Origin of the sequence: Paenibacillus sp. RC21, from assembly GCF_044907935.1 — a bacterium.
Classification (GTDB): domain Bacteria; phylum Bacillota; class Bacilli; order Paenibacillales; family Paenibacillaceae; genus Paenibacillus; species Paenibacillus terrae_A.
This window is the reverse complement of record NZ_JBIYCS010000014.1, coordinates 1-20,974: the sequence shown is the minus strand read 5'-3', so window position 1 is coordinate 20,974 and position 20,974 is coordinate 1. Positions and strand designations below refer to the sequence as shown.

32 protein-coding genes and 1 pseudogene are annotated in these 20,974 nt (G+C 45.1%); 30 read left to right on the top strand and 3 right to left on the bottom strand.

The window, feature by feature from the left end; genetic code table 11:
* Positions 1–46: 46 nt before the first annotated feature.
* The 24 genes from rpsQ (at position 47) to rpsI (ending at position 12,257) form a co-directional block, all read left to right on the top strand.
* Positions 47–310: a 30S ribosomal protein S17 gene (rpsQ, locus tag ABIA61_RS25355; protein ID WP_007432574.1), complete on the top strand. Its 264-nt coding sequence runs from the start codon at positions 47–49 to the stop codon at positions 308–310.
* Positions 311–344: 34 nt separating this feature from the next.
* Positions 345–713, top strand: a complete 369-nt coding sequence (rplN, locus tag ABIA61_RS25350; protein ID WP_007432573.1) for a 50S ribosomal protein L14 — start codon at positions 345–347, stop codon at positions 711–713.
* A 36-nt stretch (positions 714–749) separates the two neighbouring features.
* Positions 750–1,103, top strand: a complete 354-nt coding sequence (gene rplX / locus ABIA61_RS25345; protein WP_013312155.1) for a 50S ribosomal protein L24 — start codon at positions 750–752, stop codon at positions 1,101–1,103.
* A gap of 31 nt (positions 1,104–1,134) precedes the next feature.
* Positions 1,135–1,680, top strand: coding sequence for a 50S ribosomal protein L5 (gene rplE / locus ABIA61_RS25340; RefSeq protein ID WP_014278309.1), 546 nt, complete (start codon positions 1,135–1,137; stop codon positions 1,678–1,680).
* Positions 1,681–1,756: 76 nt separating this feature from the next.
* Entirely contained in the window at positions 1,757–1,942 is a 186-nt protein-coding gene (locus ABIA61_RS25335) for a type Z 30S ribosomal protein S14 (protein ID WP_013312154.1), read from the top strand.
* A gap of 32 nt (positions 1,943–1,974) precedes the next feature.
* Positions 1,975–2,373, top strand: coding sequence for a 30S ribosomal protein S8 (rpsH, locus tag ABIA61_RS25330; RefSeq protein WP_014278308.1), 399 nt, complete (start codon positions 1,975–1,977; stop codon positions 2,371–2,373).
* A 33-nt stretch (positions 2,374–2,406) separates the two neighbouring features.
* A complete protein-coding gene (rplF, locus tag ABIA61_RS25325; protein WP_014278307.1) occupies positions 2,407–2,949 on the top strand; it encodes a 50S ribosomal protein L6 in 543 nt (180 codons plus the stop codon).
* A 115-nt stretch (positions 2,950–3,064) separates the two neighbouring features.
* Positions 3,065–3,433, top strand: a complete 369-nt coding sequence (gene rplR, locus ABIA61_RS25320) for a 50S ribosomal protein L18 (protein WP_010348806.1) — start codon at positions 3,065–3,067, stop codon at positions 3,431–3,433.
* Between the two features lie 27 nt (positions 3,434–3,460).
* Positions 3,461–3,958: a 30S ribosomal protein S5 gene (rpsE, locus tag ABIA61_RS25315; protein WP_013312151.1), complete on the top strand. Its 498-nt coding sequence runs from the start codon at positions 3,461–3,463 to the stop codon at positions 3,956–3,958.
* Positions 3,959–3,970: 12 nt separating this feature from the next.
* Positions 3,971–4,156 carry a 50S ribosomal protein L30 gene (rpmD, locus tag ABIA61_RS25310; protein ID WP_014278305.1) on the top strand — a complete coding sequence of 62 codons (186 nt, stop codon included), beginning with the start codon at positions 3,971–3,973 and terminating at the stop codon, positions 4,154–4,156.
* A 43-nt stretch (positions 4,157–4,199) separates the two neighbouring features.
* A complete protein-coding gene (gene rplO, locus ABIA61_RS25305) occupies positions 4,200–4,640 on the top strand; it encodes a 50S ribosomal protein L15 (RefSeq protein ID WP_013312149.1) in 441 nt (146 codons plus the stop codon).
* A complete protein-coding gene (secY, locus tag ABIA61_RS25300; RefSeq protein ID WP_025685931.1) occupies positions 4,640–5,938 on the top strand; it encodes a preprotein translocase subunit SecY in 1,299 nt (432 codons plus the stop codon). Before rplO ends, secY begins: the two co-directional genes overlap by 1 nt.
* Before the next feature lie 90 nt (positions 5,939–6,028).
* Entirely contained in the window at positions 6,029–6,673 is a 645-nt protein-coding gene (locus ABIA61_RS25295; protein WP_134912318.1) for an adenylate kinase, read from the top strand.
* A gap of 5 nt (positions 6,674–6,678) precedes the next feature.
* Entirely contained in the window at positions 6,679–7,218 is a 540-nt protein-coding gene (locus ABIA61_RS25290) for a M24 family metallopeptidase (protein ID WP_149096346.1), read from the top strand.
* A 9-nt stretch (positions 7,219–7,227) separates the two neighbouring features.
* Complete coding sequence (locus tag ABIA61_RS25285; RefSeq protein ID WP_404581452.1) at positions 7,228–7,536, top strand: hypothetical protein; 309 nt, start codon at positions 7,228–7,230, stop codon at positions 7,534–7,536.
* A 2-nt stretch (positions 7,537–7,538) separates the two neighbouring features.
* On the top strand, positions 7,539–7,754 hold the full coding sequence (gene infA, locus ABIA61_RS25280) for a translation initiation factor IF-1 (protein WP_006212898.1): 216 nt from the start codon (positions 7,539–7,541) through the stop codon (positions 7,752–7,754).
* Positions 7,755–7,872: 118 nt separating this feature from the next.
* Positions 7,873–7,986, top strand: coding sequence for a 50S ribosomal protein L36 (gene rpmJ, locus ABIA61_RS25275; protein WP_003333770.1), 114 nt, complete (start codon positions 7,873–7,875; stop codon positions 7,984–7,986).
* Positions 7,987–8,007: 21 nt separating this feature from the next.
* Positions 8,008–8,376: a 30S ribosomal protein S13 gene (rpsM, locus tag ABIA61_RS25270; RefSeq protein WP_007432560.1), complete on the top strand. Its 369-nt coding sequence runs from the start codon at positions 8,008–8,010 to the stop codon at positions 8,374–8,376.
* Between the two features lie 19 nt (positions 8,377–8,395).
* The gene (rpsK, locus tag ABIA61_RS25265; RefSeq protein ID WP_013312144.1) at positions 8,396–8,791 is read left to right on the top strand and encodes a 30S ribosomal protein S11; all 396 of its coding nucleotides are present in this window, start codon (positions 8,396–8,398) and stop codon (positions 8,789–8,791) included.
* A 134-nt stretch (positions 8,792–8,925) separates the two neighbouring features.
* Positions 8,926–9,870, top strand: coding sequence for a DNA-directed RNA polymerase subunit alpha (locus tag ABIA61_RS25260; RefSeq protein ID WP_014278300.1), 945 nt, complete (start codon positions 8,926–8,928; stop codon positions 9,868–9,870).
* 51 nt (positions 9,871–9,921) lie between these two features.
* On the top strand, positions 9,922–10,287 hold the full coding sequence (gene rplQ, locus ABIA61_RS25255) for a 50S ribosomal protein L17 (protein ID WP_013312143.1): 366 nt from the start codon (positions 9,922–9,924) through the stop codon (positions 10,285–10,287).
* Positions 10,288–10,437: 150 nt separating this feature from the next.
* Entirely contained in the window at positions 10,438–11,223 is a 786-nt protein-coding gene (truA, locus tag ABIA61_RS25250) for a tRNA pseudouridine(38-40) synthase TruA (RefSeq protein ID WP_025685927.1), read from the top strand.
* Between the two features lie 183 nt (positions 11,224–11,406).
* Complete coding sequence (gene rplM / locus ABIA61_RS25245; protein WP_014278298.1) at positions 11,407–11,844, top strand: 50S ribosomal protein L13; 438 nt, start codon at positions 11,407–11,409, stop codon at positions 11,842–11,844.
* A 20-nt stretch (positions 11,845–11,864) separates the two neighbouring features.
* The gene (gene rpsI / locus ABIA61_RS25240; protein ID WP_013312140.1) at positions 11,865–12,257 is read left to right on the top strand and encodes a 30S ribosomal protein S9; all 393 of its coding nucleotides are present in this window, start codon (positions 11,865–11,867) and stop codon (positions 12,255–12,257) included.
* 362 nt (positions 12,258–12,619) lie between these two features.
* Here the strand turns inward: rpsI and maeA are convergent.
* A pseudogene (maeA, locus tag ABIA61_RS25235) lies at positions 12,620–13,409 on the bottom strand (oxaloacetate-decarboxylating malate dehydrogenase); the annotation flags it as partial.
* 372 nt (positions 13,410–13,781) lie between these two features.
* On the opposite strand from maeA, the gene ABIA61_RS25230 reads away from it, so the two are divergent.
* From ABIA61_RS25230 to ABIA61_RS25215, 4 genes are all read left to right on the top strand, one after another.
* On the top strand, positions 13,782–14,474 hold the full coding sequence (locus ABIA61_RS25230) for a phosphoadenylyl-sulfate reductase (protein ID WP_044647216.1): 693 nt from the start codon (positions 13,782–13,784) through the stop codon (positions 14,472–14,474).
* Positions 14,475–14,525: 51 nt separating this feature from the next.
* Entirely contained in the window at positions 14,526–15,695 is a 1,170-nt protein-coding gene (gene sat / locus ABIA61_RS25225) for a sulfate adenylyltransferase (RefSeq protein ID WP_283653462.1), read from the top strand.
* A 69-nt stretch (positions 15,696–15,764) separates the two neighbouring features.
* A complete protein-coding gene (cwlD, locus tag ABIA61_RS25220; RefSeq protein ID WP_283653461.1) occupies positions 15,765–16,541 on the top strand; it encodes an N-acetylmuramoyl-L-alanine amidase CwlD in 777 nt (258 codons plus the stop codon).
* Positions 16,542–16,601: 60 nt separating this feature from the next.
* Positions 16,602–17,708 (top strand): Mrp/NBP35 family ATP-binding protein, encoded by a 1,107-nt coding sequence (locus tag ABIA61_RS25215; RefSeq protein WP_404581451.1) that lies wholly within the window; start codon positions 16,602–16,604, stop codon positions 17,706–17,708.
* 34 nt (positions 17,709–17,742) lie between these two features.
* Here ABIA61_RS25215 and gerD read toward each other — a convergent pair whose 3' ends face one another.
* Together gerD and pdaB are read right to left on the bottom strand one after the other, a co-directional pair.
* Positions 17,743–18,483, bottom strand: coding sequence for a spore germination lipoprotein GerD (gene gerD, locus ABIA61_RS25210; protein ID WP_044647220.1), 741 nt, complete (start codon positions 18,481–18,483; stop codon positions 17,743–17,745).
* A 106-nt stretch (positions 18,484–18,589) separates the two neighbouring features.
* On the bottom strand, positions 18,590–19,369 hold the full coding sequence (gene pdaB / locus ABIA61_RS25205; RefSeq protein ID WP_404581449.1) for a polysaccharide deacetylase family sporulation protein PdaB: 780 nt from the start codon (positions 19,367–19,369) through the stop codon (positions 18,590–18,592).
* A gap of 99 nt (positions 19,370–19,468) precedes the next feature.
* Between pdaB and ABIA61_RS25200 the strand changes: the two genes are divergently transcribed.
* Entirely contained in the window at positions 19,469–20,083 is a 615-nt protein-coding gene (locus ABIA61_RS25200; protein ID WP_283653458.1) for a stage II sporulation protein M, read from the top strand.
* A 194-nt stretch (positions 20,084–20,277) separates the two neighbouring features.
* Complete coding sequence (locus tag ABIA61_RS25195) at positions 20,278–20,508, top strand: hypothetical protein (protein WP_013312131.1); 231 nt, start codon at positions 20,278–20,280, stop codon at positions 20,506–20,508.
* Positions 20,509–20,974 lie beyond the last annotated feature (466 nt).

The window sequence follows — 20,974 nt, the reverse complement described above, 5'->3', positions numbered from 1 at the left end:
TCAGACCGGGTGGAGATTCCGCCTGTAATTAGGAAGGAGGCCAACAATGAGCGAACGTAATGCCCGTAAAGTGTTAGTCGGTAAAGTAGTCAGCGATAAAATGGACAAAACGATTGTGATTGCTGTAGAAACTTACAAAAAACATGATCTCTACCATAAACGCATTAAAGTAACAAAGAAATTCAAAGCTCATGATGAAAACAACACCGCACAAATCGGTGATACTGTTAAAATCATGGAAACTCGTCCTTTGTCCAAAGACAAAAACTGGAGACTGGTCGAAATCGTTGAAAAAGCTGTTATAATCTAATGTAGTGTAGTTTTTCCGAAAGGAGGATAAATAAATGATTCAACCATTTACACGTTTGACTGTAGCTGACAATTCCGGCGCGAAGGAACTGATGTGTATCCGTGTGCTCGGTGGTACGGGACGTCGTACAGCTCAAATTGGTGACCTGATCGTTTGTTCCGTAAAACAAGCAACACCAGGCGGCGTTGTCAAAAAGGGTGATGTAGTAAGAGCGGTTGTCGTTCGTACTAAACGTTCTATCCGCCGTAAAGACGGTTCCTACATCGGATTTGACGAGAACGCAGCAGTGGTCGTTAAAGAAGACAAGAGCCCACGTGGTACTCGTATTTTCGGACCAGTTGCTCGCGAGCTTCGTGACAAGGACTTCATGAAAATCGTTTCCTTGGCTCCGGAAGTGATCTAAATTCACCTTAAAATGTGCCCGTAGGAGGTGTACTAAATGCCAAAAGTGAAAAAAGTTCTGGAATCCCATAACAACAAGCTGCACGTCAAAAAAGACGATACTGTTCTGGTGATTACAGGTAAAGATAAAGGTAAAAAAGGTCGCGTTATCGCTGCTTACCCTCGTCAAAACCGTGTGCTTGTGGAAGGTGTTAACATGATTAAAAAACACCAAAAGCCTAATCAGCTGAATCCACAAGGCGGCATCATCGAGAAAGAAGCTCCGATTCACGTTTCCAACGTTATGCACATTGATCCGAAGAGCGGAAAAGTAACTCGTGTTGGTTACAAAGTATTGGACAACGGAAAAAAAGTGCGCATTGCAAAACGTTCTGGCGAAGTGATCGACTAATTATTTTTTAATGAAAGGAGGTCTATGATTCATGGCAACAACAAGAATGAAAGAGCGTTTCTTGAAAGAAATCACTCCTGCCTTGATGCAGAAGTTCAGCTATACATCGGTAATGCAAGTGCCTAAAATCGAGAAGGTTGTAATCAACATGGGTGTTGGCGACGCAGTCCAAAACTCCAAAGTGCTTGATTCGGCTGTGAACGACATGCAGTTGATCGCTGGTCAAAAACCAGTAATCACTCGCGCAAAAAAATCTATTGCAGGTTTTAAATTGCGTGAAAACATGCCGATCGGTGTAAAGGTAACACTTCGTGGTGAGCGTATGTATTACTTCTTGGACAAATTGTTCAATATCACGCTTCCTCGCGTACGTGACTTCCATGGTGTTTCAACAAAAGCTTTCGATGGACGTGGTAACTACACGCTTGGTCTGAAAGAACAATTGATCTTCCCGGAAATCGAGTACGATCAAGTTGATAAAGTTCGTGGTATGGACATCGTTATCGTAACGACTGCCAAGACTGACGAAGAGTCCCGTGAGCTTCTGACTCAGCTGGGCATGCCTTTCGCAAAGTAATGTTGGCATATCGTTTCGGGCGTCTGATATAAAAGACACCCTGTTCTCCGAAACTATTTAGGAGGTGTCAGGCTAAGTGGCAAAAACTTCAATGAAAGTCAAACAACAACGCACACCAAAGTTTAAAGTTCGTGCTTATACTCGTTGCGAGCGTTGTGGTCGTCCACATTCGGTGCTGCAAAAGTTTAAGATCTGCAGAATTTGCTTCCGTGAATTAGCTTATAAAGGCCAGATTCCTGGCGTGAAAAAAGCAAGCTGGTAAAAAGTCCTGTTTGGGAAGGAGGTTTATACACAATGACTATGTCTGATCCAATTGCAGATATGCTTACTCGTATTCGTAACGCGAACACAGTTCGTCACGAAACAGTAGAAATGCCTGCATCTACAATGAAAAAACAAATTGCCGACATCCTGAAACGTGAAGGATTCATTCGTGATGCGGAATTTGTTGAAGATAGCAAACAAGGGATCATCCGTGTTTTCTTGAAATACGGTGCAAACAACGAACGTGTTATTACAGGTTTGAAAAGAATCAGTAAACCAGGTCTTCGCGTTTACACGAAGAGCAATGAGATTCCACGCGTTCTGGGTGGACTCGGAATCGCGATCATTTCGACATCCAAAGGTATCATGACCGACAAAGAAGCGCGTCAGTCTAAAGCCGGCGGAGAAGTGGTTTGCTACGTTTGGTAAGATAACGTTTAAAAGATAGGAGGTGCAACAGATATGTCCCGTATTGGTCGTAAGCCAATCACAGTACCAAGTGGTGTTGACGTAACTTTGAACAACACAGCGATCACAGTTAAAGGTCCTAAAGGAACATTGACTCGTGAGCTTCATAAAGACATGTCCGTTACTGTGGAAAACAATGAAATCAACGTAATTCGTCCTTCGGACAACAAACTTCACCGCTCTTTGCATGGAACAACCCGCAGCGTTGTCAACAACATGGTAAGTGGTGTAACTGAAGGATTTTCAAAATCTCTGGAGCTGGTTGGGGTCGGATATCGTGCAAGCAAATCCGGAGATAAAATCGTTCTGAACGTTGGATACTCTCATCCGGTTGAAATCACACCGGAAGCGGGCATCGAATTCGAAGTTCCTTCGAACACTAAAATCATCGTTCGCGGAATTGATAAAGAGCGTGTAGGTGCCTACGCTGCTAAAATTCGTTCCGTTCGTGAACCTGAGCCGTATAAAGGTAAAGGGATTAAATACGAAGGCGAGCGCATCATTCGTAAAGAAGGTAAAGCCGGTAAGAAGAAATAAGTTTCTTACCGACTTTGTGCGGTCTTTCTACCGGAAAGACTTCGTACTTCTTTTTTACCCAGTGCGTCTTAGTATAAAGCTTTAAAAGGCAAACTGAAGGGAGTGAAAACTTAAGATGATTACAAAACAAGATAAAAATAAAGCACGTGTCAGAAGACATCTGCGTGTACGTAAGAAAATCGAAGGTACGGCTGTTCGTCCTCGTCTGAACGTGTTCCGTTCTTCCAAACATATCTACGCACAATTGATTGATGATGTAGCTGGTGTAACATTGGTATCTGCATCCACTATGGATAAAGAACTGAGCAGTGAAATCAAAAGCGGCGGTAGCGTAGAAGCAGCTCGTAAGGTTGGCGAACTCGTTGCTAAACGTGCAAAAGAAAAAGGTCATGCTAACATTGTATTTGACCGTGGTGGATACTTGTATCATGGACGGATTCAGGCTTTGGCTGATGCTGCTCGCGAAGCAGGCCTTGAATTCTAAGACATTTCTCAAAAGGAGGTTAACGACTTGCGTGTAGATCCGAACACTTTGGAACTGACTGAAAGAGTAGTAAATATTAATCGCGTAGCTAAAGTTGTCAAAGGCGGACGCCGTTTCAGCTTTAGTGCTCTGGTAGTAGTAGGCGACGGTAACGGCTGGGTAGGCGCTGGAATCGGTAAAGCTGGCGAAGTACCTGATGCGATTCGCAAAGGTATTGAAGATGCTAAGAAAAACCTGGTTCACGTTCCACTCGTAGGAACAACTATTCCTCACCTTGTTACAGGTAAGTTCGGTGCTGGCCGGGTTCTGTTGAAACCGGCATCGGAAGGTACTGGAGTTATCGCTGGCGGTCCGGTTCGTGCTGTACTGGAACTTGCTGGTGTAGGTGATATCTTGACAAAATCTCTGGGTTCTTCGAATTCCATGAACATGGTCAATGCGACACTGGAAGGTTTGTCCCGCTTGAAACGCGCTGAAGAAGTTGCAAAATTGCGCGGCAAATCCATCGAAGAGCTGCTGGGCTAAGGAGGGAATGTCATGGCGAAATTAGAAATTACCCTCGTTCGTTCGTTGATCGGTCGTCCTGGTACTCAAAGAACGACTGTTAAAACGCTCGGCTTGCGTAAAATCAACCATAAAGTAATTCAACCCGACAATCCAGCGATTCGCGGGATGATTAATCAAGTTAGCCATTTGGTTTCTGTTAAAGAAATCGAGGCTTAAGAAATAAAGCATTTTAACAATAATCAAGGAGGTGCAACGAACGATGAAGTTACATGAGCTTTCCCCAGCTCCAGGCTCCCGCAAAGAACGTAAACGTTTGGGTCGTGGTCCTAGTAGCGGTACGGGTAAAACTTCTGGTCGTGGTCATAAGGGTCAAAACGCTCGTTCCGGCGGTGGTGTACGTCCGGGCTTCGAGGGTGGTCAAAACCCACTGTATCGTCGCTTGCCTAAACGCGGTTTCGTAAATCCTACTCGTAAAGAGTATGCGGTTTTGAATATCGAAGATTTGAACAGTTTTGCAGCAGGTACAGAAGTAAGCCCTGAGTTTTTGCTGAACAATGGCATTGTGAAAAACGCGAAATCCGGAATTAAAATTCTGGGTAACGGTGAAATCACTGTGAAATTGACAGTTAAAGCGAACAAGTTCTCTCAATCTGCGGTAGAGAAAATTGAAGCTGCCGGCGGTAAAACCGAGGTGATCTAATGTTCAAGACCCTGAAAAATATATGGCGGGTTGAGGATCTTAGAACCCGAATCCTGTTTACCCTGTTTATACTGTTTGTATATCGTATTGGCTCCTTCGTGCCGGTTCCCGGCGTGAATAAGCAAGTCTTTACTTCTCAGGATCAGGCAGGAAGCGAGTTGTTTGGACTCCTTAACACCTTCTCAGGGGGCGCTTTGTATCAGTTCTCGATCTTCGCCCTCGGGATTATGCCATATATTACAGCGTCCATCATTGTACAGTTGCTGTCAATGGACGTTATTCCGAAACTTGCGGAATGGGCTAAACAAGGAGAGCATGGTAAAAAGAAGTTGGCTCAACTTACACGGTATGGTACGGTAATACTGGGCTTGATTCAAGCATTCGGAACGTCGATCGGCTTTAACCGACTGTATGGTGCAGCGATGATTCCAGGAGCCACTTTTGCAGATTATCTGGTAATAGCTATTGTGCTTACAGCAGGAACTACGTTCCTTATGTGGCTAGGTGAGCAAATTACCGAAAAGGGAATCGGCAACGGTATCTCTATCGTTATCTTTGCAGGGATCGCGGCAGGTATTCCAAGACATATTCGGACGGTTGTAGAATCCCAGTTTATTCAGGCAGATCAGCTGTTTATGAATATTCTGAAGGCAATTATTATTGCCTTGGTGATTATTCTGATTATTGTGGGTGTTATCTACATCCAGCAAGGTATTCGGAAAATCCCGGTACAATACGCCAAACGTGTAGTTGGTAACAAAATGTACGGTGGCCAGAATACGCATATTCCGATGAAAATTAATGCGGCAGGCGTTATTCCGGTAATCTTTGCGGTATCATTGCTGCAATTCCCGACAATTATTGCGAGTTTTTGGGCAGATCATGCTTGGGCGAAGTGGATTACCACTTACTTGTATTATGACAAGCCGCTGGGTATGGTTTTGTATGTCGTAATGATTATCGGTTTCACATTCTTCTATACCTTTGTACAGATGAATCCGCAGCAAATGGCCGACAACATGAAGAAAAACGGCGGTTATATTCCGGGAATTCGCCCGGGTAAAGCCACGGAGAAATACCTGACACGAGTAATGTCACGTTTGACAATGACAGGAGCTTTGTTCCTGGCAGTCATATCCGTATTGCCGGTATTCTTCGGTTCGCTTTCGGGCTTGCCTCGTTCCGTGCAAATTGGCGGTACTTCATTGCTCATCATTATCGGTGTAGCATTGGATACGATGAAGCAGATTGAAAGCCAACTGATCAAACGCCATTACAAAGGCTTCATCAACAAATAGGCAACAGGTTCCGGCTTAGGATGTTCGCATACTTACCGGCACCTTTTGTGCTGTTTCTTGTGTAGGGGTCGTCTTGAGGAGTGACAGATTGTGAATATTTTAATCATGGGCCCTCCGGGGGCTGGTAAAGGTACACAAGCAGATGTCATTGTGAAGGAATTCGGCATTCCTCATATCTCGACAGGTGACGCGTTTCGCCTGGCGATGAAACAGGGAACACCTATTGGCATTAAAGCCAAGGAATATATCGACAAGGGTGAACTTGTTCCGGATGATGTAACGATTGGCATCGTTGAAGAGCGGCTGCAACAGCCGGACTGTAAGAAAGGTTTCTTGCTGGACGGTTTTCCAAGAACTTTGGCTCAGGCTGAAGCCTTGGATCAAATTTTGGGTCGTTTGGATACGAAGCTTGATGATGTCATCAACCTGAAAGTGGATCGTGACAAATTGTTGGTACGAATCACAGGACGGCGAGTTTGCAAAATCTGTGGAACTAGCTATCATGTTGTCTTTAATCCTCCGAAGGTTGAAGGCATTTGCGATAAAGATGGCGGGGAGCTCTATCAGCGCCCTGACGATAACGAGGATAGCGTAAGAACACGACTTGACGAATATAGTAATAAAACAGCACCACTCCTCACGTTTTATGAGAACCAGAATCTTCTGCGTCATATTGACGGAGAACAGGATATTGATGTGGTTTCCAAAAATATCGTGTCCTTGTTGCGGGGTTAGCTGTAATGATCATTTGCAAGTCGGGGACGGAATTAAGCTTTATGAGGAAAGCTGAGAGAGTGGATACGGAAACGAATCATTTCTTGGTGGAACACATCGAGCCCGGTATGACGACCGGTGAACTTGATCATTTAGCTGATCGGTATATTCGCAGTCAAGGAGCTGTGCCGTCTTTTAAAGGTTATAACGGTTTTCCTGCCAGCATTTGCGCTTCAGTCAACGAACAACTGGTGCACGGATTTCCCGGCAAACGCAAGTTAAACAAAGGCGATATCATCGCGAAGACTCGCCAGTTTACAATGTCGCATGCCATTCGGCAATATATTGAGAATCCAAACCGTGGTATTCCCGAGCAGGGGCCGAGGCTGAAAACCGGCATGGTGCTGGCTATTGAACTCATGGTTCATATAGGTTCTCGCCATGTGGGGGCGCTGGAAGACAACTGGACGGTCGTAACGGTGAACGTGGCCTCTCGTGCTCGTAACGAGCAAGCGGTGGCGGTCACAACGGACGGCATGGACATTTTCACGAAACTGAGTGCGTAGGTGATTTGAATGATTCAGCAAGGAAACCTGCAAATCGGTCAGCTGGTGAAGATTCTGAAAGGCAGAGATGACGGACAGATTGCGGTTGTCGTTTCTATAGCGGACAGCAGGTTTGTATATATTGCGGATGGGGACAAACGAAAGTTTGATCAGTCGAAGAAGAAAAACGTTCTTCATCTGATGCCTCAGCCCAAGATTAGTAGCGAGGTTGTAAACAGTTTAAACGAAAGCGGTCGGGTGACAAATGGAAAGCTGCGTCATGCAGTGAAAACTTTCTTGGAGTCGTCCGAATACCAAGCTGAAGAGAAAGGAGACTGACTTTGGCCAAAGAAGATGTCATTGAGGTTGAAGGTACGGTAATCGAGCCACTGCCGAACGCTACGTTCAAGGTAGAGCTGGAGAACGGTCATCAAATTCTTGCACATGTTTCCGGAAAACTGCGGATGCACTTTATCCGTATTTTGACAGGCGACAAGGTGGTTGTACAGTTATCGCCTTACGATTTAACTAAAGGCCGTATTACGTACCGCAAGTAATTCATGCAGGTTTAATTAAACGTACGTCATTTTAAAAAAACTTGTTTTGCTCGGCAAAACGATGTGAATGTTCACGAAGCGAGTTTTACCAGGGTAAAGCTTGGAGGAGGTAATCAACATGAAGGTAAGACCTTCTGTAAAACCTATTTGCGAGAAATGCAAAGTCATTCGCCGTAAAGGGAATGTAATGGTTATTTGCGAAAATCCGAAACACAAACAAAAACAAGGTTAATAGAAGGGGGTGTAGCGTAAAATGGCTCGTATAGCTGGTGTGGATTTGCCACGTGACAAACGCGTTGAGATCGCCTTGACTTACATTTTCGGAATCGGTAAAACGACTTCTCAGAAAATTTTGAAGGAAACAGGCATCAGTGCAAACACGCGTGTTCGTGATTTGACTGAAGATGAAGTGAGCAAATTACGTGAAACGATCGACAAAGAAGTTAAAGTAGAAGGCGATCTGCGTCGTGAAATTTCCTTGAATATTAAACGTCTGACTGAGATTGGCTGCTACCGTGGTGTTCGTCACCGTCGTGGATTGCCTGTTCGCGGACAACGTACTAAAACTAATGCTCGTACCCGTAAAGGTCCTCGTCGGACTGTAGCGAACAAAAAGAAATAAGAAGGGAGGATAACATTCAATGGCTAAACCGAAAAAAGTTGTACGTACAAAACGCCGTGACCGTAAAAATATCGAGACTGGCGTGGCACACATCCGTTCCACGTTCAACAACACGATCGTTACGATCACAGATCCACACGGTAACGCAATCTCTTGGGCCAGCTCAGGCGGCATGGGATTCCGTGGTTCCCGTAAATCTACTCCATTCGCAGCTCAAATGGCCGCAGAAACAGCTGCTAAAGCTGCAATGGAACACGGCATGAAGACTGTCGAAGTCATGGTTAAAGGACCAGGCGCAGGACGCGAAGCAGCAATCCGCTCTTTGCAAGCAGCTGGACTGGAAGTTAACCTGATTAAAGACGTAACTCCGGTACCTCATAACGGATGCCGTCCTCCAAAACGTCGTCGCGTCTAATGAGATTTCTCCTCTGCGTGTAGTATAAATCCGGCACAAACTGCCAAGAATGGATGTTTAGGCATACTGCATGATAGACTATGGATAGGTGAATGTTTCATATAGGAGCGACGTTTTGAAGGAGGGATATTGCAGTGATAGAAATCGAAAAGCCGAAAATTGAGACGGTAGACGTCAATGATGATGGCACCTATGGAAAATTCGTAGTAGAACCGCTGGAACGCGGGTACGGTACGACGCTGGGAAACTCGCTTCGCCGTATTCTGTTATCCTCATTACCGGGGGCAGCAGTCACATCGGTTCAGATCGATGGAGTTTTGCACGAATTTGCAACGGTTCCCGGTGTGAAGGAAGACGTAACGGAGATCATACTGAACCTGAAAGCTTTATCGCTTAAAATCCACTCGGATGAAGAGAAGGTACTCGAAATCGATGCGGAAGGCGAAGGAGTTGTAACGGCAGGAGATATCCGTGCGGACAGTGATGTGGAAATTCTTAATCCGGATCTTCACATTGCTACGCTCGGACCGGGTTCGAGACTTCACATGCGTATTTTCGCCAATCGCGGTCGCGGTTACGTTAAGCAGGATCGGAATAAACGTGATGACCAGCCGATCGGCGTCATTCCCGTCGACTCCATCTACACTCCGATTTCACGCGTGAACTATGGCATAGAAAATACGCGTGTCGGCCAGGTTACGAATTATGACAAGCTGACACTTGAGGTTTGGACTGACGGAAGTATCCGCCCTGAGGAAGCAGTAAGCCTTGGAGCAAAAATTTTGACCGAGCATGTGATGTTGTTCGTGGGTCTAACCGACGAAGCAAAAGATGCGGAAATTATGGTCGAAAAAGAAGAAGACAAGAAAGAAAAAGTTCTTGAAATGACGATCGAAGAGCTGGATCTCTCCGTCCGTTCCTATAACTGCCTTAAGCGCGCTGGTATCAATACGGTACAAGAACTCACTACTAAATCTGAAGAAGATATGATGAAGGTCCGCAACCTGGGCCGCAAATCTTTGGAAGAAGTACAAGAGAAGCTCGAGGAACTTGGTTTAGGACTTCGTACGGAAGAATAGTACAGCCGGAAGAATAGTACAGCAACGTTTTTGTGAAGGAGGGGAAACTACATGGCATACCAAAAATTGGGCCGTAACTCCAGTGCCCGTAAAGCTTTGTTTCGTGATTTGGTAACCGATTTGTTCTTGTACGAGCGTATCCAAACTACTGAGGCTAAAGCGAAAGAAGTTCGTTCTATTGCTGAAAAACTGATCACCAAAGCGAAAAAAGGAGATCTGCACGCACGCCGTCAAGTGGCTGCGTTCGTTCGCCGTGAAACTTTGGATGGTGAGCAGGATGCAATCCAAAAGCTGTTTAGCGAATTGGCTACACGTTACACCGAGCGTCCAGGTGGATACACTCGTATCCTGAAATTGGGACCTCGTCGTGGCGATGCCGCTCCAATGGTATATCTGGAACTGGTTGACCGCGCGTAAACAGGCGAAGATGAGGGAAGGGTGGACAGAATCAGCTTGATTCTGAACAACCCTTTTTTTCTCTTGGAGGAGTCCTTGAGGGGCTTCTCCTTTGTTATGTACGGTTATTCCTTATAAGGCCAGTGAATACCCCGCAAAGGTGTGAGAGACATGCGGAACTTGTGCATGAAGGTGAACTATGACGGAACCCGCTATGATGGCTTTCAGACGCAGCCCAGTGGTAATACCATTCAGGACTATCTTGAAAATGCTATTTACTCATTGACGGGCGAACGTCTAAAAATCACAGGCTCAGGCCGCACAGACGCAGGTGTACATGCATATGGACAGGTATTCAATTTTCATACTGAATCACCGATCCCGATACAGCGCTGGTGTCTGGCACTCAATGCCTGGCTGCCTCGTGATATCATCGTTACGGATGCGAAAGAGGTGCCGTTGTCCTTTCATGCACGCCGTATGGCGAAGCGGAAGACGTATCGGTACAGCATTAATGCGAACCGATTTCCGGACATCTTTCACCGTCGTACACAGGCACATCACCCGACGAGTTTGGATATACGAGCGATGGAGGAAGGGCTGGCCCATTTGATCGGCACTTTTGACTATACATCGTTCGCATCCCGACGTTCCCAGAAAACGAACCATGTCCGTACAATTTACGAAGCCTACATGACGGTAGACCATTCCTTTTCACGTCCGGGTTCGGATGATCAGGGAATTATTCATACGTATATTACTGGCAGCGGTTTTTTGCAGCACATGGTTCGGATCATTATGGGGACTTTGCTGGAAGTGGGAGAAGGCAAAAAATCGGCGGATGATATTCCTTCCATTTTGGAGGCTAAAAATCGCTCAAAGGCCGGTCCTACGGCTGTTGGACATGCTTTAACCCTCTGGAATGTGGAGTACGACGAAAACATCAAAAAACATTGATTTTACCCTTGCAGAATTGATGGTTATCCTGTAATATAAAAGTTGTGTTTTCTTAATGGCTTTCCCACAGCCCCAATTAAGACGATCACTTTCAAACAACATCTAATCCATCAATAATGCAGCAACTTAACGAACGAAGATAAATGATGATTTCTGTTAACGAACTTAAGGAGGAAACTTTTCATGCGTACTACGTATATGGCGAAGCCAAATGAAGTTGAGCGCAACTGGCACATCATTGATGCCGAAGGCAAAACGCTCGGCCGTCTGGCAAGCGAAGCGGCTGCGTTGATTCGCGGCAAACACAAGCCACAGTTTACACCACATGTGGACACAGGTGATTTTGTTGTTGTAATCAATGCGGAGAAAATCGTATTGACTGGTAAGAAAATGGAGAAGAAGAAATACTACCGTCACTCCCTGCATCCGGGTGGTCTGAAAGTAACGGTTGCACAAGACATGGTTAAGAACAAACCTGAGCGTATGCTGGAACTGGCTGTTCACGGTATGCTTCCTAAAACTCGTCAAGGCGAGAAAATGAAGCTGAGACTTAAAGCTTACAAAGGCGCAGAGCATCCACATGCAGCACAAAAACCTGAAGTTTACGAACTTCGCGGATAATTAAAAGGGAGGACAGTTTCATGGCACAAGTACAATACTATGGGACAGGTCGTCGTAAACATTCGGTAGCTCGTGTTCGTCTCGTACCGGGTGAAGGACGCATTGTCATCAACAAGCGTGATATTAATGAATATTTCGGTTTGGAAACACTCAAACTGATCGTAAAACAACCATTGAACCTGACTGAAACAGTGGGTAGCTATGACGTACTTGTTATCGCTCATGGTGGTGGTATCTCTGGTCAAGCGGGCGCAATCCGCCACGGCATTTCCCGTGCTCTGCTGAAAGCAGATCCGGAATTCCGTCCAGCTTTGAAAAAAGCAGGCTTCCTGACTCGTGACCCACGTATGAAAGAACGTAAAAAATATGGCCTCAAAGCCGCTCGTCGTGCTCCACAGTTCTCGAAACGTTAATATTTCGAATACAGAAGAACCTTTTCCTTATGGAAAGGGTTCTTTTTTTGCTGTTATAAATATTTTTTGAAAATATCCACATGTGGATAAGTGCTATAGCTGCCCTAACTAGAACGTTTGATTCGTCCTCAACCCTTCATGTAACCAGATAGTAAAGTGTAGGAGTGAATTATAAAGCCGTATGGGTACAAAATAACCGCCTTGATTGCAAGGAACACTCGAAGTTGTCCACGTTGTGATCAGAGGCAGTTACGTTATGCATAATTTTATTTGTTTTTTAACTCAGTTTATCCCGTTATGTTCATAACCTGTGACTAAATACAACAAGAAGTGAATACTTAACATACTTCCGTATAATCGTCTTAGCTTAGCGCAGTTACACGTCTATAGTTCGGTTTCCACATGAGTTCACGAAGCGACTGTTCTATATGATCTGTTTGGACACTGGCTGTACCGTCCTGTATAGCTGCTTTGGCCACGGCTAAGGCTACAAGCAAAGGATACCTCTTTCAGCTTGTGTACACTGGGGAGAAGGGCGCTTCCGGGTTTAGTGCTGTCCACCATCTCGGCTACAGCATTTGCAGCGGCAGTAAACATACTTCCAGTGATCGTCTTGGCCTGTACTGCAATCGCGCCAAGCCCCAATCCTGGGAACACAAATGCATTGTTCGATTGTCCAATCTCATAAACCGTCCCTTCATAGGTGACAGGCTCAAAGGGGCTTCCAGTAGCGATAAGCGCCCTACCTTGTGTCCAGCGGATCAGATCCTCTGGAATTGCCTCTGCGAGCGCTGTAGGGTTAGACATAGGCATAATGATAGGCCGTTCAACGTGGTTAGCCATTTCTTTTATAATTTTCTCTGAGAAAGCCCCGTGGACACCTGAGGTGCCGATCAGTATAGTAGGCTTAATCTGACGAATGACCTCAAGCAGAGTAATTTTACCGTCATCGGACCGTGCCCATGAACGTACTTCGTCTTCGGAACGTAGAAAGGGCTTTTGGAAATCGAATATATTCTCCATCCCCTCGATTAACAGCCCTCGGTAAACATAAAGCCAAAAACGTTGGCTATTTTCTTTCTCAGATAGTCCTTGCTTCATCATAGCATCTCGAATCTGGTCGGCATTTCCAATCCCTGCAGCACCGGGGCCAATCTTTTCCTTTGAGCGGAGTAGCGAGCGAACCGTCTTCGTTGACGTAAAAAGCTTCCATTCAAGCAAACCTTCTTTCTTTGACTAATTACTTTTAGTTGCCAAGTAACTTTAGGATCATTCCCAAATGAACTGTATAAGAATATTTTATATAAAGTCAATGAACCTGGTCGGATACGAAGGATAGGGTTATAGAATGCTGACAGAACAACGATCCTGCTAATTTCAGGCTTAAAAATGGTTACCTCAGGCCCACATACTGTGGATTGACAATGAATATGAAAGTTTTATACTTTATTTATTCTTATTAGTTTAGTCGGCTTTTGGAATATGGCACTTATTTATGAATCTTCAGACGGAGGCGCATTAATAATGAACTTATTGGAGAAAGAAGCATTGATTAAGGTCAAGGCAATTGAGCTGGAAGAGGCTACGCCCGAGGAAATTATCCAGTATGCTGTTCATACATTCCCCAATCTAACCTTTGCTTGTAGCTTTGGGGCGGAGGATGTAGTGCTTGTAGATATGCTGCAAAAAATTAGTCCCTCCAGTGATGTTTTTTATTTGGACACTGACTTTCATTTTCAAGAAACTTACGATACGCGTGATCAGATGAAGGAAAAATACAACATGGATTTTGTGCGGGTATCTCCCTTAATTACTCCGGAAGAGCAAGCGGCTAAGCATGGAGAAGAGCTTTGGAAATCAGATCCCAACACATGTTGTGGTATACGTAAAGTAGAGCCGCTAACACGTATTTTATCGCAATACGATGCATGGATTACTGGCATTCGCCGAGATCAGGCTCCTACCCGTGCAAATGCAAAAAAGATTGAGTATGACGAAAAGTTCGGTCTCGTTAAATTCAATCCTTTGGCAAGCTGGACATCAGAGGACGTGTGGAACTATATTCATACGCATGAAGTGCTGTATAATCCGCTACATGATCGTAACTATCCCAGCGTCGGTTGTGAGCAGTGCACGCGTGAAGTCCTTCCGGGCGAAGATCCTCGTGCTGGACGCTGGTCAGGTAATGAGAAAACGGAGTGTGGACTCCATCAATAACGATACACAATTAGCTGTGAATGGCATTTATGAACAGAAAGGAAGTGCATTATGACTGCAATTCTCCCGCATGGTGGAACGCTTATAGATAGAATCATTACAGGTTCAGAGCAAAAAACACTTTTGCAGGCCGCCCGTGAATTGTTTCCTATCCGTGTAAATTCGTGGACTATTTCCGATCTGGATTTGATTGGAGTGGGGGCATTTTCTCCGCTGACAGGGTTTATGAACGAAGCCGACTATCGGTCAGTGGTAGCGGATATGCGTCTTGCCGATGGCACAGTCTGGAGTATCCCCATTACGCTTGCGGTTACGGAGAGCATAGCCGGGGAACTGACATTAGGGCAACAGGTCGCTCTAGTGGGCGAAACGGACGGTACCATTTATGCTGTACTTGATATTGAGAGTATATATCAGGTTGATCAGGCAGAGGAGGCCAGACGTGTATTCAAGACGAATGATCCGGCGCATCCTGGTGTCAATAAACTTTTGGAGCGACCAACTACTTATGTAGGGGGATCTGTACAGGTATTGAATCGGCCAGAACCCGCGCAATTTGGTGAGTTTTATTACACACCGGCGCAGACGCGCAATCATTTTGCTGAAAAAGGCTGGAAAACAGTAGTAGGATTCCAAACACGTAATCCCGTACACCGGGCGCATGAGTATATCCAAAAAAGCGCGATGGAGATTGTAGATGCGTTATTTCTGAATCCGCTCGTTGGTGAAACCAAGTCAGATGACGTTCCAGCAGATGTGCGGATGAAGAGCTATCTGGTGCTGCTGGACAACTATTATCCGGCTGACCGTACTTTTCTGGGTGTGTTTCCTGCTGCCATGCGATATGCTGGTCCGAGAGAGGCCATTTTTCATGCGATTGTGCGGAAGAACTACGGTTGTACCCATTTTATTGTAGGAAGGGACCATGCGGGTGTAGGAGACTATTACGGCACATACGAAGCACAGGACATTTTCAGAAACTTCACACCTGAGGAACTGGAGATCATCCCGTTGTTCTTCGAACACAGCTTTTATTGCACCCGATGTGGAAATATGGCCTCTAGCAAAACATGCCCTCATCCCAAGGAACATCATTTGACGCTTTCAGGCACCAAAGTTCGGGAATTGTTACGTTCGGGGGTTTGTCCGCCGCCTGAATTTACACGACCGGAAGTCGCCCAAGTGTTGATTGAAGGTATGAAAGAATTTGTTCATTCCTGAGTTGTACTATTTACACGCCTCGTCCCATATAGATCATTAGTATCTGTATAGGGACGGAGGCGTTTTGTTATGCAAAAAAATAATCGTAAACACGAGGTTACACTGTGGATTCGCTATCGGACGCTGAAAAAAATACTGCTGGGCTGCTGTCTCGCCGTTCTGTTTATCACGCTGGCTCTATATGAGATACCTGCTTCGAGAGCCTGGACCCATTGGAGTCTTCCGCTTACTGGTAAAGTAATTGCCATAGATGCAGGACATGGAGGGCCCGATGGAGGGGCTGTCAGCAAAGAAGGTGTCATTGAGAAGGACATTAATCTGGCGATTGCCTTTTTTTTGCGAGATTATTTGCAACAAGCAGGAGCCGTTGTCGTCATGACTCGGGAGGCTGACCGTGATCTGGCACAGCAAGAAACAAGGGGCTATGCGAGAAGAAAAACGGAGGACCTGAAGCAGCGTGTACGCATGATTGAGGAGCATAAAGCGGATCTCTTTTTAAGTATTCACATGAACAGCGTCCCGTCGAGCCGCTGGAGTGGAGCCCAAACCTTTTACGTCCCTAATCATGCGGATAACGAAAATTTGGCCTCCCTCATTCAGGAGGAGATTAAACGCAACCTGGAGAACACAAACAGAGTGGCCAAGACGGTGAATACGGTATATTTGCTCAAGGCCCTCAAAATGCCATCAGCCCTCGTAGAAGTCGGCTTTTTATCCCATCCAGAGGAAGCCAGACGACTGAGTGACGAGACCTATCAGAGACAGGTGGCGGCAGCAATATACAAGGGATTGTTGCGTTATAGCGCTGGGGAAAAGAGGTCATCGTCAGCACCTGAGGTCAGATAGTGGTATACTGTAAGTGTTTACAACTACGTAAATTCATTGAAGCAGAGGTGCTGATTATTCATGCAATCCAGAGAGCAAGTTATAGAGCTACTTCAACAGGTACGAGAGCCTCACACGGGTCATCGTTTGGTCGATCTTCATTTTATTCGGGATGTTGTTATTAAAGAGGATCGTGTATCCTTGACCGCGATTAGTCTGAACCCAGAGGAAGGGGCGAGGGTAGAGCTGGAGAGGGAAATCAGACAGACGTTGGAAGGAGCGGGGCTGAACCATATTCATATTCGTATCCGTGAAGCGTCTGAGCATGAAAGATCCGCCATTCACAAGGGAGAGAATGCGGAGGAAGTGGCTGACCCGGTTTTGACCAAGGGACATGCTGTTGGTATGGAAGAACATGAGCTGCTGAATCCGGCATCTGGCGTACGATTTATTGCGATTGCCAGCGGAAAAGGGGGTGTCGGTAAATCGACGGTGGCTGTAAATTTAGCGGCTGCTTTGGCTAGACAGGGCAAACGTGTGGGTTTGATTGATGCTGACATTTATGGATTTAGCGTACCGGATATGATCGGAGTCGAGGACGTTCCTACCGTAGAAGACGGTATTATTCAGCCGGTGGAGCGATTTGGCATCAAGATTATGTCTATGGGCTTTTTTGTCAGGGAGAACAACCCCGTGATTTGGAGAGGTCCCATGCTGGGAAGAATGCTCAGACAGTTTTTTAGCGATGTGGAATGGGGCAAGCTGGATTATATGATTCTTGATTTACCACCGGGAACCGGGGATGTAGCGCTTGATGTACACCAGATGATCCCTCAGAGTGAAGAAATTATTGTGACTACCCCTCATGCCACGGCAGCCTTTGTCGCCGCACGTGCAGGAGCAATGGCGCTCCAAACGGATCATAAGGTCATTGGCGTTGTGGAGAACATGTCCTATTATGTATCCTCTACCGGAGAGAAGGACTATGTTTTCGGCCGTGGAGGTGGGGCTATGCTGGCGGACACCCTTCATACAAAGCTGCTGGCGCAAATTCCGCTGGGTATTCCAGATAACCATCCGTCAGAGGCGGATTTCTCACCATCTGTATATAAATCCGAATCGGCAACGGGAGCGATCTATAACGATATCGCCACTCAAATTACGACGCTACACGCCGAATCTGAATAAGAAAAAAAGGCTGGTTGCTGAACCAGCCTTTTTATTATTGACCTCCTTGTCCGCCGCTGCTATCACCACTACCGCCACCTTGTTTTTCACCGCTTGATCCGTCTTGACCACCACTTTTTTTCTCAACCTTGGGTTGAAGCTCTTCTTGTACGACAGTTTTGAGTAAATTCATGACCTCAAGTCGGAAAATAGGATTCTGCATCGCATCGTGCATAACCGTCATAGATTGTTTGCGGTATTCAGGGGTTTTAGTTAAATCCATATACATTTTGGTCAGTTCTGGAGATTTGAGCATCGCTTCAATAGATTTTTGATAAGAAGGGTCTTTAATAAGTTGCATATGAAGTTGCTTACTTTGGCTGTTGATGGCCTTGGCAAATTCACCGGCAAAGCGCGGATCAGTCATAATTTTTTCGATTTCCTTTTTGTATTCCGGAGAAACCAGGGTATCCTTGACTGCGATTTTCATCTGTTCTGCTGACTGTGTGGGCATAATCATTTTCATCCCCATACTGCCGCCGCCGGAACCTCCCCCAGATCCACCGCTTTCGCTGCCTTGACCGGATTGCCCTTCTTTGGAGGAGCTGCTTTCTCCCGTCAAAGCCTCCTCCACTGCTTTTTTCCCGTCATCGCTTTTTAAAATATCGACAACCATCGTTTTCATTTCTTTATAGCTGTTCTGGGGAGGCGCGGAGCTCTGGTCCGAACCACAGCCGGTCAGCGCAACGCCCAGTACACATATCATGCTGACTAATCGCAAACGAGTCCAATTCATGGCCGTATTCCTCCTTCATCATGAATGTGGATAGTATGCGAATGGATAAGGTGAAATATGTCGCCTGACTTTTGGTTTTTTGTTGAGAACGTTGTAAAATAACTCCTTAAAGCCCCATGGCCTGATCACGAACCTCTTTGCCTTTTACTGTGCCCTGTTGAAGCAGTTCGGATACAGTTACAAATTCATAACCTTGCGCACGCAATTTGTCGATAATGACGGGCAGCGCTTCATGAGTTTGTTTACAGGAATCACTGGCATGCAGAAGAACAATGTCGCCGGGATGTGCTTTCTTCACAACACGGTCAATAATGACCTGAGTACCTGGGTTTTTCCAATCTAAAGAATCCGTGTCCCACTGGATTGTTTTGTAGCCTAAAGTGCTGGCGACCTGAAGAACCCTTTTGTCGAAATCACCATTAGGCATACGGATCAACTTCGGCGGCTGCCCGGTCAGCTCAGTCAACGTGGTGTGGGCTGTTGAAATCTGCTTACGAATGTCCTCATCACTTAGACTGCTGTAATTTTCATGTTTATGTCCATGGCTGCCGATCTCATATCCGCTGTCTTTAATCCAATTCACAAGCTCCGGATGCGTTTTACTCCATGGGGAAGAAAGAAAGAAGGTGGACTTGGTCACTTTTTTGTCCTTGAGAACCTTTAGGATGGGTTCAGTACGCTTATCTCCCCAACTAATGTCAAAGGTAAGAGCGATCAGCTTTTTGTCTGTGGGTACACTATAAATGGCCGCTGGTGCTTCCTCGGAAAAAACGGTAACATTATCGGTTTCAACATAAATAACCCCAATAGCGAAAATGGCCGCCGCTGCTACGATAAAGAACCGTTTAATTTTTTTGCCGTTCAGTACATAGAAAAAAGAATTCATGGTTAATAACGCCCCTTTCATCATAGAAGTGCTTGTTTACTTAAAGCTATGCCTGGGGTTGTCAATTATGCCATTGGACTAACAGGAGGGATTGATCTGATGGGATTAAAAGCATTTCTTCACGATTTACACACTACAAGACGGTTGATTTTAGTTTCCGCATTTCTGTTTTGCATAAGTATTCTGGTGGGTTGGTTAAGTACAGGCGCTATTCAATCCATATTGGCTCAACAAATGGCAGGGTTGGGGGAAGTGGCTCAGCGTTTACAACAGTCTGAACATCCTCAATGGAGCTTTTTTGTGTTCATCTTTTTCAATAATGCGATCAAGTGTGTGCTGGTTATATTTATCGGGTCTTTATTTGGAATCGTACCGATTGTATTTTTGATTATGAATGGGATGGTTTTGGGGTTTGTCGTACACTTACAGACGGATATGGGCAGAAGCTTGTATGAGGTTATTGTAAAAGGACTGCTTCCGCATGGTGTGATTGAATTACCTGTTTTAATTATCGCCTGTGCTTTCGGTTTGAAGTTTGGGGGGCAAGTAATGTCCTCGATCAGTGCAGGCATAGGTTTGAAACGAAAAGGGCTTGCCCAAACGTGGGAGCTCTTTATGAAACAGACGTTGAGGGTGTCTATATGGTCCGTTGTTCTGCTGCTTATTGCAGCTGCAATTGAGAGTGGAATAACATATCGTTTAATGTCACATTAAAATATTATGGTCGGTTATTTATATTTTTCCTGAAAATTGAACATAACAAAGGGGAGAGCCCAAAGAGAAAACATGGAATTAAATCCGAATAAGTTTGAAACCTTAGCAGTTGAGTTTAAAAACAGGTAAAGACTGGAACAATAGTTGGGCAAATATAAGCACTATATAATAAGCTGATAAGGGAGTATGATCATATGCTGGGAATGCTGTTTAACGAAAAAGAATGCAAGGAACTGGATTATGTTCTTCGTAAGGAACTTGATGAAATGCTGCTTGATATGAGCGATACCCGATTGGATCAGGATATTCGTTATGCGATAGCGCTTCGGTATAAAACAGTTTTCCGCATGTACGCCCGCTTTGCACCCGCCAAGGAACTATCCAAATATGCCCGTAGAGGGCGCGTCCCGCAAACCAAACAATAAAAGATATAAGAGCCAACTTATAAATCCAGAGATATCAGGAAGTTAACTCTTAAGAAGTTTATACTTTCTGATATCAAAATAAGTATTGACTCTATTTAGGATTCATGGTAAATTAATTTTCGTTCCTTTTTAAGGAATTTGCTCGAAAAAAGAAATTTAAAAAAACTCTTGCAAATCTTAAAAAGTAATGATATATTATAAAGGTCGCCACTGAGACGCGGTGATGAAACAAAGTAAGAACGAAAACAAGAGAACAAGAAGGTTTGATCTTTGAAAACTGAACAACGAGTGAGTAAATGATTTTGTTCGCAAAATCAACCGCGAAGATTTCGGTACCTACCGCAAGGTTGTATGAAATCGGAGTGAAAAAAGAGATATTTTATCTCGTCAGTTTCAAAATGAGCATATCGCTCTTTCTATAAACCAGCTTCGGTTGGTCTTTAATGGAGAGTTTGATCCTGGCTCA